Consider the following 10,403-nt stretch of genomic DNA (forward strand, 5'->3'; position numbering starts at 1 on the left):
GAAAGGAGGCTTTATTGTGTCTTTATTTCATAATCGCTTAAAAGACATACATAATCAGCTAGTAAACAAACAATTAAAAGTATCAGAATTAGTGAATGAGTCATATGATCGAATTCAACAGGTAGATTCAAAAGTTAAAGCATTTTTAACATTAGATGAAGAGAATGCAAGAACTTCTGCTGCAAAATTGGACGAACTTTTAGAACATAGCAGTGAAAGAGGTTTATTGTATGGCTTACCTGCGGGTATTAAAGATAATATTGTTACTGAAGGATTAAGAACGACTTGTGCTAGTCAATTTCTATCAAATTTTGATCCTATCTACGATGCTACTGTGATGAAAAAGTTAAAAGCTGCTCAATCCATAACAATAGGAAAAATCAATATGGATGAATTTGCAATGGGGGGCTCCAACGAAAATTCAAGCTTCCATCCTACACACAATCCATGGAATACGGAGTATGTACCAGGAGGCTCTAGCGGTGGATCTGCAGCAGCGGTGGCAGCGGATGAGGTTTATTTTGCACTAGGTTCAGATACAGGTGGTTCTATTAGACAGCCAGCAGCTTATTGCGGTGTAGTTGGCTTAAAACCTACTTATGGTTTAGTTTCTCGTTTTGGTCTTGTTGCTTTTGCTTCTTCATTAGATCAAATTGGTCCAATTACTAAAAATGTAGAGGATAATGCATACGTCCTACAAACAATAGCTGGGTATGACGTAATGGATTCTACCTCAGCCAATGTGGATATTCCTGATTATCTTAGTGCATTGACTGGTGATGTGAAAGGTTTGAAAATTGGTGTTCCTAAAGAGTATTTAGGTGAAGGAATTGATCCAAACGTTAAAAATTCCATTTTAGAAGCGTTAAAAGTTCTTGAAGGTTTAGGGGCTGAGTGGGAAGAAGTTTCACTTCCACACACAGAATATGCAGTAGCAACATATTATTTACTTGCGTCCTCTGAAGCCTCATCAAACCTAGCTAGATTTGACGGTGTTCGTTATGGTGTGAGAACTGAGAATCCAGACAATTTATTAGATGTTTATTTGAAATCACGCAGTGAAGGATTTGGTCAAGAAGTAAAGCGAAGAATTATGCTTGGTACTTATTCATTAAGTTCAGGATATTATGATGCTTATTATTTAAAAGCTCAGAAAGTTCGTACTTTAATCAAACAAGATTTTGATAAAGTTTTTGAAAAATATGATGTTGTTATTGGACCTACAGCTCCAACAACAGCTTTTAAAATGGGATCGCAAATCAACGATCCACTGACGATGTATTTAAATGATATATGTACAATACCAGTTAGCTTGGCTGGTATTCCCGCTATTAGTGTACCATGTGGATTTGTAGAAGGGTTACCAGTTGGTATGCAAATTATCGGCAAAGCATTTGATGAATCTGCCGTATTGAGAGTTGCTCATGCATATGAACAGAGTACTGAATTTCATCAAAAGCGACCTCAGGTATAGAAAGGAGGAAACGAAATGTCAACTACAAAATTCGAAACTGTAATTGGATTAGAAGTCCATGTAGAATTACACACAAATTCCAAGATCTTTTGTGGATGTTCCACTGAATTTGGAGCTCCTCCAAATTCTCATACATGTCCCATATGTTTAGGCTATCCTGGGGTTTTGCCTGTACTGAATAAAAAAGCTGTAGAATTTGCAATGAAAGCAGCGATGGCTCTAAATTGTGAGATAGCTACAGAAAGTAAGTTTGATCGAAAGAATTACTTTTATCCTGATTCTCCAAAAGCTTATCAGATTTCTCAGTTTGATAAACCAATCGGTGAAAACGGCTGGATTGATATTGAAATAGATGGACATACCAAAAGAATTGGAATTACTAGGCTTCATTTAGAAGAGGATGCAGGAAAATTAACACATGTTGATGGTGGATATGCATCATTGGTAGATTTTAATCGTGTGGGTACTCCTCTTGTTGAAATTGTATCGGAACCAGACCTTCGTTCACCAGAAGAAGCTAGACTGTATTTAGAAAAATTAAAAGCGATTATTCAATATTGTGATGTATCTGATGTAAAAATGGAACAGGGTTCCTTACGTTGTGATGCGAATATAAGTATTCGTCCTTTTGGACAAAAAGAGTTTGGAACTAGAGCAGAATTGAAAAATATGAATTCTTTTAGTGGTGTGAAAAAAGGGTTAGAGTACGAGGAGTGGCGTCAAGCAGACGTTATATACAGTGGTGAAGAAGTTGTTCAAGAAACTAGAAGATGGGATGAGTCTAAAGGTAAAACCTTCTCCATGCGTGGAAAAGAAGAATCTCATGACTATCGATATTTTCCAGATCCTGATCTCGTACAGCTGTACATTGATGATGAATGGAAAGAACGTGTTAGAGCTTCAATTCCTGAATTACCTGATTCACGTAAAAAAAGATACACTGAACAATTTGACTTACCGAGTTATGATGCAGAGGTAATCACAACTTCTAAACATTTAGCTGACTTCTTTGAAGAAAGTTTACAATATACAAAGGATGCAAAATCAGTTTCGAATTGGATGATGGGTGATTTGTTAGGGTATTTAAATGCGAACAATTTAGAATTATCAGATGTAAAAGTGACTGGTAAAGGATTAGGAGAAATGATCGATTTAATTGAAAAAGGAACGATTAGCTCCAAAATTGCTAAACAAGTATTCAAAGAAATGATTGAATCTGGGAAAGCACCTCAAACGATTGTAGAGGAAAAAGGTTTAGTGCAGATTAGTGATGAGGGGGCAATTAAAACTATAGTTGAACAAATCATCGAAAAAAACCCTCAATCTGTTTCTGATTATAAATCAGGGAAACAAAAAGCAATTGGTTTCTTAGTTGGACAAGTCATGAAAGAAACCAAAGGGAAAGCCAACCCTGGATTAGTGAACAAACTCATTAAAAAATGTATAGATTAATTCGCAAAAAACCGCTAGTTCCTACAAAAGGAAAAGCGGTTTTTTGTTTTGGAGTGGAATTGTAATCTTTACAAGTGATAGCCGAAAACTTAAGTACAAACTTAAACAGCATAATATTAAATACTAGGAGATAAACTTATGCTGCTTATAAATTGTATGAAATTCATAATCAAAGTGTGAACAAACTTACTCACCTTCTAAACCTTCAATTAATTCTTTAACGTCATCTAGTTTGAAGTCAAGTAGAATTTGCTTTTGAATAACTCTTTTTAAAGTATCAGCAACATTTGTGTTTATATATACTAAATTTGTAATATCTGAGTGGTCACTCTGTTTAAAACTCTCAACTACGGCTTGAATTTTTTCACCCTCTGCATTAACAATATGTGATAAACCTACTTCTTCCATAGCGATAGAAGTTAACAATAAATCAATCGCTTTTTCACGATCTACAGTGATTTTAGGGTCGAAATTAGGAAAATTAGGTAAAGTCAATTTTTATTCCTCCTTTTATTAAAGATAGTTTATGGTATGTAGTAATCTGGGCATTGTGCCTGTATTTTAAGAACGAATGGAATGATCCTTTCATCTGTGTGAGCGATATGAATTAAGTTTGAAACTTATTCAACATGACACTATTCACTTCAAAATAAAATAAATTAATAATTTTTTATTTTGAAGTGAAACTCAGAGGTTTTACGTCTAAGTTTATAAGATAGGAAAAGGTGGTGAGGCGATGGATCAATTAACAGATGAGCAGCTAATTAAACAAATTCAAATGGGTAAAAATGAAGCTTATCGTTTATTAGTGGAAAGGCATAAAAATTATATATTCACACTAATATTTCAAATGATTGGACATCGTGAGACTGCTGAAGATTTATCTCAGGAAGTGTTTATCAAATTATTTAGAACACTTTCTTCTTTTCAAGGAAATTCAAAATTTAAAACCTGGTTATACCGTTTAACTGTAAACCTTGTTATAGATCATCGCAGATCCCAAAAAAGAAAGTCAGTTGTTGCTTGGGTGGATGAAATCAAGGATAAGCTATTTACAGATTCAAATGAAGAACCAGAAACAAGAACAATAATTAAAGAAAAACAGGAAATGGTGTATCAACTTATAAACGAGCTTCCAGATAAGTATCGAATTATTATTTATTTGTATCATTTAAAGGAATTTTCTTGTTCTGAGATTGCCGAAATTATGCAACTCCCATTAAAAACAGTAGAAACTCGATTGTATAGAGGTAAAAAAAGACTAAGGCAAAAGTGGATGGAGGTGGATAGTCATGTTCAGGAAAATTCAAAAGTCCAATCAACAACAATTTGATGAATTAGAGCAGCAATTAAATTCACTGCCCATTTTGGAAACGTCCTCATGTTTCATAGATGATGTAATGATATATACGAAAGAAATGGATGCAAAAAAGAATGTAAATATTCACAAACAATTTAAACAAACCAATGAAGTCATTCATATTATTATCGCAAGTGCAGCGACTTACTTTTTTATTTCCGAGGGAATATTTTCTGCATTTATAGAGATGAATCCTGAACAATTTAGTACGGAAGTAAATGAAACAGTAAATGGTGTCATCACATATGGTTCTGAATTTTTCAACATGATTACTACAAAAATCTCACAGTTAGTTAATCATTAATTTTAAGGAGGCTTAAGTATGGAAAAACATGAATTGCCTGAAGATTCTCAGCAACAACAGGAGAGGATGGACGATTTTATTGAGCAAAGAATACATCAGCATAAACAACAAATGAACTCAAGCTCAATTCCTTTCCAAACTACTAAGTTAAAAAATAAATTTGTAACGGGATTATTAGCGTTCTTATTGCCTGGGATGGGTCATTTTTATTTAGGTTTGATGCAAAGAGGAGTAATGTTTATGCTGCTTTTAGCAATAGACATCGTATTCATTGTGTCATTAGGTATGAATTTTGTCGATTCAAATGTTCCTTTAATTGTATTGCTATCTTTTATTATCCCAGTTATTTATTTTTATAATATATTTGATGCTTTACAAACAGCAGATATTATAAATGCACAAGGTACTTTAGAGGATATAAAAGTGAAAGTAAGAGATGGGAAGACATTTGGTTATATGTTAATAGCAGCTGGTACACTACTTTTTATCATTAGCAATAAACCATCTTGGTTAAGTGTAGTGTTTGATTTCTTCGGTTCCTATTTAGGTGGCATTGCTTTAATCCTAGCTGGAGGATTATTGCTTTTTAGTGAATTGAAGAAAAAAAATGAATAATGAGGTGGAGAGTGGACTTTTATGATCAAGGTGGGTAGATATACCGCAGCTTCGTTGTTAGTTTTTGTTGGGGCAACATTGCTTATGGATCAAACAAGTGATACATCATATGTAGAAAAGATAGTACAGTGGTGGCCATTTATTATCATTTTTTTTGGAATTGAATACTTAATTTTTCAGTTTAAAAATAAGAATGATAGAAATGTCAGAATAGATATTAAGTCTGTAGTATTAAGTTTTGCTATAGTGTTGATCCTTTTTGGTTTAACTTCTGGTTTTCCTTTTTTGAACCAATTAGAATTAGTTTATTCTGATAATGAAAATGATCTGAAATTTGAAATAGAAGCACAGATGATACCTTTTTATGAAAATACAAATAAACTGTATGTTGAAAATTTAAATGGAAAGATTAATATAAAACCTACTAATGAAAAAGATTTTAAATTTGAAACAACGATCTATGTTTCTGAAATAGATCAAGAAAAAGCAGAAAGAATAGTAAATGAGTCCAAACTTGAGTGGATTGATGAAGGTAGTACTTTGCAAGTATATGCAAAGGGAAAAGAGTATTATAGATTTGGTTTTAAATATAAACCTAAAGTAAACTTAATCATACATGTACCTCAATCTAGAGAAATAGATATTCAATTAAAAATGAAAAATGGTTCTGTTATAGTTACTGATGTTCCTATACTTGATTCTTTAGATATTGATACAACAAATGGGGATATTCATATTACTAACATAAATGGCAGAGTAGCTGCAGATACAACGAATGGAAATATTGAAGTTTATTCCATTGATGGTAAAACAGTGCTTGATACAACAAATGGTGACATTATTGCTGACAGTATATTTGGCGATTTCATAGCAGATACAACAAATGGTAAAATAGAAGGAAAAATAATTGAAGGGAAAGTTGAGGCTGAATCAACTAACGGATCCATTACATTGGTTGAGGTAAACGATGAAGTGACAGTGGATACAACAAATGGAAAGATTAAAGTAAAGTCCCAAGTTGTTGATGGTAGTTGGTATTTAGATACAATAAATGAAAGTATTGAGGTTGTTTTACCTAATAATGGAGATTTTACTTTTAGAGCACAAAGTAATGCTGGGGGATTTTTAAGTGATTTTCCATTTCATATTGATAAGAAAATTATGGGAGGAATAGTTGGTAATGGCGAGCATAAAATTACCGCATATACTAATAATGGTTCAATAATTGTTAAAAAGTGGGATCAAGACTTTTAATTTTGTCTCAAATTTGACAAAAAGATAACCTCGAACGTATTATAGATATAATAACTTATGATCAAATAGAAAGGCGGTAAGGGATTATGTCATCCCAATTAGAACATGCCCTAAAACAATTAAAAACTAGTGGTGTTCGAATGACTCCGCAAAGACATGCGATCCTTTCGTTTATGTTAAAAACACATACTCATCCAAGTGTAGATGATATTTTCAAAGCACTTGGTGATCAGTTTCCAAATATGAGTGTTGCAACTATATATAACAATCTAAAAGTATTTTTAGAAGCAGGTTTAGTTCGTGAGCTTACATTCGGTGATGGTGCGAGTAGATTTGATGCTAATGTAGATGAACACTATCATGCGATTTGTGATGATTGTGGTAAAATTGTTGATTTTCACTCACCTCCACTTTATCAAATTGAGGAAATTGCATCAGAAAAAACAGGGTTTATTGTTAAACATCATAGAATGGAAGTTCATGGTACTTGTCAACAATGCAGTGAAGCATAATTTGTCATTTATTTTAGCTGTAAAATCATTTAATATAAGACGTGTTGGTTCTTCTTTTTACAAAGGAGGTACCTTACGTCTTTTTTATTTTTCAGGCATAGGATGTGGATGAATTGAATGAGTTTAATATTTCAAAAAAGAAAAAACGCAGCACATTAATTAGAATGATCTTATTTTGTTTATTATTGTTTATTGTTTTATTTTTTTCGTTTGTATTCTATCAAAGTTGGTTATCAGGACAACCTTCTTCTGATAGAGTTATCGAAGAATTTAATGGTTTAGATCAACCTATTTTTTATCAGAATGAATTACAGCCTTATTCTGCCTTAGGTAAAGATAAAGGTTTAAAAGTTCCGTTGGATTTCGTCAAAGAACACATTGATCCAAATGTTAGGCTTGAAGAAGATTCTGGATCAGTTATCATTACGACAGACAAACAAGTTGTTCATTTCAAAACAGATCAGTTGAGTGCAATGATAAATGAAAAGCCTTATTCTTTGCAATTTCCAATTGAGGTTATAAACGATACGATTTATTTTCCAATCTATCATCTATTGGAATTTTATAATTTAAAAATAGTAGAGTCAGAGGAGACAAATGCGGTATTAATATGGAATGCTGGCGATGTCATTCAATGGGGGAAGGTTGTAGGCCAAGATCAAACTGAGGTAAGTATTCCTATAAGAACAGAACCTACTATAAAATCATCAATTTTATATGATATTTCCATCAATGATAACGTTATGATTTTAGAAGAAAAACTAAATGGTTGGTATTTTGTGCAACTTGAAAATGGTTATCAAGGATACTTGGAAGAGCAATATATCATATTAGATGAGCTTGAAATTATACCTAATCAAGTAAAAGAAGAATCAACGTTAGTTTGGAACCCATTGGGAGAAAAAGTTAATTTAACCTGGGAAGCCGTGTACAATAAAAAAACAGATACTACTGTTATTGGTAATATGCCAGGCTTGAACGTAATAAGTCCAACCTGGTTTCATCTACTAGACGAGTCAGGGAATATTGAAAATAAAGCGGATGCTGAATATGTAAATTGGGCACATTCACAAGGATATCAAATATGGGCTTTATTTAGTAATAATTTTGATCCAGATTGGACAAGTGCTGTCTTATCTAACTATGAAACTAGGATGAAAATGATCAAACAACTTGTAAGTTATGCTGAATTATATGATTTACAAGGGATTAATATTGATTTTGAAAATGTGTATTTGAAAGATAAAGATAATCTTACTCAATTTGTACGTGAGCTTACACCTATTTTACATGAACAAAATCTTGTTGTATCCATTGATGTGACCATTAGAGGTGGAAGTGAGATGTGGTCGTTATTTTATGATAGAAAAGCGTTGGGAGAAGTTGTAGATTATATGATGGTTATGACTTATGATGAGCATTGGGCCTCTAGTCCAGTTGCAGGATCCGTTGCATCTTTGCCATGGGTTGAAAAAGGCATCGTAGACATTATGAACGAGGATCAAGTTCCTTCTGAAAAGTTAATTTTAGGAGTCCCTTTTTACACTCGTTTATGGACAGAAGAAGAAGTAGACGGCAATACATCTGTTTCTTCTAAAACTTTGTTTATGGAAACAGTACTTCAGATCATTGAGGATAAAAATTTAGATATACAATATAAAGAAGATGTAGGACAAAATTATGTTGAATACAAAGAAGGTAACGCAACACATAAGATCTGGATAGAAGATGATGTTTCAATGCAAGCACGTGCTGAAATTGTTAAAAAGTATGATTTAGCAGGTATAGCTTCCTGGAGAAGAGGTTTTGAAACCCCAGATATTTGGGAGGTCATCGATAAAACACTCAACAAAAGACCTTAAGTATGGAAATATTTTATTAAATGAATCGTTTGAGTATCAAATAAAAGGATGTCCATTGGTTTTTGCAAAGAGTTGGACATCCTTAAGATATTTTTATTTATTTTAATTTATTTTATTTCATTAAAAAAATTTAATTTATTATTGTTTTTGATCTTTAGTAATTGATCCATTTGCTTTGTTTTCATCAAATGTAAGAATGGTTCTACAATGCATGCAACGATCTGTTTTACCAATATGACGAGTAGGCTTTCTACACTCTGGGCACTCTAATGTAATAGAACTTGTAGAAAGTGTTCCAGCCCAAAAGTATACAGCTACACTACCTAATAAACTAATTGTACCAATAATCATAAATGGGATTGAAATAACATATTTACCTAAGTTACCCCATAATAGTAAACCACCAGTACCAATAATCATGATACCCATACCACCTAAAGTCAATAAGAGTCCCCATAAACGTAATTCGTTAATTTTACTTGATTTTAAAAACATGATTATCCTCTTCTCATCATTAATAAAGTTTGCTCAAATATCTAAAGAAATGTATATTCAATATTATATTAGAGCAGTACATTTGAAACAAGTGAAAATAATGTTATAACTTAACTATTTATCCGATGGGGTTATTGATTTATAATACTTCCCTTTGGTAACATATCCTTCCCTAATTCTTTTCATGTCTTCCATATCACTTTTTGTTAATTCTCTAATTACTTTTGCAGGTCTACCATAAGCTAAACAGTTTGGAGGAATTTTTTTCCCTTGGGAAACGAGACTTCCAGCGCCTATAAATGCTCCTTCTCCTATTTCTGAACCATCTAATATGATCGACCCCATACCAATTAATGCTTTGTTTCTAATTCTACAGCTATGGAGTATAACTTGATGTCCAATTGTAACGTCATCCTCAATAATAAGTGGATAAGCTGGACTTTGATGTAATATACAATTGTCTTGTATGTTAGACCTTTTACCAATAATTGTAGGCGAAACATCTCCTCTTATTACTGTATTAAACCATATGCTGCTCTCTTCACCAATAGTTACATCCCCAGTGATAGTTACATAATCAGCTAGATATACACTTTTAGCGATTGAAGGTTTTTTCCCGTTGTATTCATAAATCATATTAGTACCTCGTTGTTAATATTTTTTATCATAATTTTATTAAAAATGGTTAAGTCTAATATACAGATCCAAATGAATAAGATCAAGAAATGTACAGCTACTCAATGATTCTAGTTATTATCTGAACATTCTAAAAAAAATTACTTTATTATAATGTTATTTTTTTTCCTAAATATTATTGACAGGCCATATGATTCTGTGATAAATTTAATTTCGCCGCTTAGAATGGCAAGTAAACATGACAAGAAGCAAATAAGAGTTTACTAGATTAGATGAGTGATTTGAAGATAACTATCAAAAATTGTTATTGACAAAAACTCACCAAAAATGATATGATAATCTAGTCGCTGTAAAAAAGAACAACGACGATTAATAGAAAGATTTGCACCTTGAAAACTGAATAACGAGTGAACAAATCGGAGACTTGAGAGATTTCAAG

General features: G+C 32.5%; 11 protein-coding genes. 8 read left to right on the forward strand and 3 right to left on the reverse strand.

Translation table 11 applies throughout. The features are described 5' to 3' along the window. Nucleotides 1-16 precede the first annotated feature (16 nt). Nucleotides 17-1,474: an Asp-tRNA(Asn)/Glu-tRNA(Gln) amidotransferase subunit GatA gene (gene gatA / locus ERL59_RS13580; protein ID WP_160646767.1), complete on the forward strand. Its 1,458-nt coding sequence runs from the start codon at nucleotides 17-19 to the stop codon at nucleotides 1,472-1,474. A gap of 15 nt (nucleotides 1,475-1,489) precedes the next feature. Continuing rightward, a complete protein-coding gene (gene gatB / locus ERL59_RS13585; protein ID WP_160646768.1) occupies nucleotides 1,490-2,926 on the forward strand; it encodes an Asp-tRNA(Asn)/Glu-tRNA(Gln) amidotransferase subunit GatB in 1,437 nt (478 codons plus the stop codon). A 186-nt stretch (nucleotides 2,927-3,112) separates the two neighbouring features. On the opposite strand, the gene ERL59_RS13590 is transcribed toward gatB, so the two are convergent. Beyond that, nucleotides 3,113-3,421 carry a hypothetical protein gene (locus tag ERL59_RS13590; RefSeq protein WP_160646769.1) on the reverse strand — a complete coding sequence of 103 codons (309 nt, stop codon included), beginning with the start codon at nucleotides 3,419-3,421 and terminating at the stop codon, nucleotides 3,113-3,115. Nucleotides 3,422-3,662: 241 nt separating this feature from the next. On the opposite strand from ERL59_RS13590, the gene ERL59_RS13595 reads away from it, so the two are divergent. The 6 genes from ERL59_RS13595 to ERL59_RS13620 all read left to right on the forward strand — a co-directional run bounded on the left by ERL59_RS13595 (nucleotide 3,663) and on the right by ERL59_RS13620 (nucleotide 8,833). Then, on the forward strand, nucleotides 3,663-4,259 hold the full coding sequence (locus ERL59_RS13595; RefSeq protein ID WP_160646770.1) for an RNA polymerase sigma factor: 597 nt from the start codon (nucleotides 3,663-3,665) through the stop codon (nucleotides 4,257-4,259). Next, nucleotides 4,219-4,590 (forward strand): hypothetical protein, encoded by a 372-nt coding sequence (locus ERL59_RS13600; protein ID WP_160646771.1) that lies wholly within the window; start codon nucleotides 4,219-4,221, stop codon nucleotides 4,588-4,590. Before ERL59_RS13595 ends, ERL59_RS13600 begins: the two co-directional genes overlap by 41 nt. An 18-nt stretch (nucleotides 4,591-4,608) precedes the next feature. Further along, a complete protein-coding gene (locus ERL59_RS13605) occupies nucleotides 4,609-5,205 on the forward strand; it encodes a TM2 domain-containing protein (RefSeq protein ID WP_160646772.1) in 597 nt (198 codons plus the stop codon). Between the two features lie 21 nt (nucleotides 5,206-5,226). Beyond that, a complete protein-coding gene (locus ERL59_RS13610; protein WP_160646773.1) occupies nucleotides 5,227-6,459 on the forward strand; it encodes a DUF4097 family beta strand repeat-containing protein in 1,233 nt (410 codons plus the stop codon). Nucleotides 6,460-6,545: 86 nt separating this feature from the next. Continuing rightward, entirely contained in the window at nucleotides 6,546-6,971 is a 426-nt protein-coding gene (locus ERL59_RS13615) for a Fur family transcriptional regulator (protein WP_160646774.1), read from the forward strand. Between the two features lie 113 nt (nucleotides 6,972-7,084). Beyond that, nucleotides 7,085-8,833 (forward strand): glycosyl hydrolase family 18 protein, encoded by a 1,749-nt coding sequence (locus ERL59_RS13620; RefSeq protein ID WP_235929890.1) that lies wholly within the window; start codon nucleotides 7,085-7,087, stop codon nucleotides 8,831-8,833. Nucleotides 8,834-8,971: 138 nt separating this feature from the next. On the opposite strand, the gene ERL59_RS13625 is transcribed toward ERL59_RS13620, so the two are convergent. Then, nucleotides 8,972-9,328: a DUF2614 family zinc ribbon-containing protein gene (locus tag ERL59_RS13625; protein ID WP_160646775.1), complete on the reverse strand. Its 357-nt coding sequence runs from the start codon at nucleotides 9,326-9,328 to the stop codon at nucleotides 8,972-8,974. 114 nt (nucleotides 9,329-9,442) lie between these two features. Next, entirely contained in the window at nucleotides 9,443-9,964 is a 522-nt protein-coding gene (locus tag ERL59_RS13630) for a gamma carbonic anhydrase (protein ID WP_160646776.1), read from the reverse strand. Nucleotides 9,965-10,403 lie beyond the last annotated feature (439 nt).

The sequence above is a fragment of the Chengkuizengella marina genome (assembly GCF_009910845.1).
Taxonomy (GTDB): domain Bacteria; phylum Bacillota; class Bacilli; order Paenibacillales; family KCTC-33759; genus Chengkuizengella; species Chengkuizengella marina.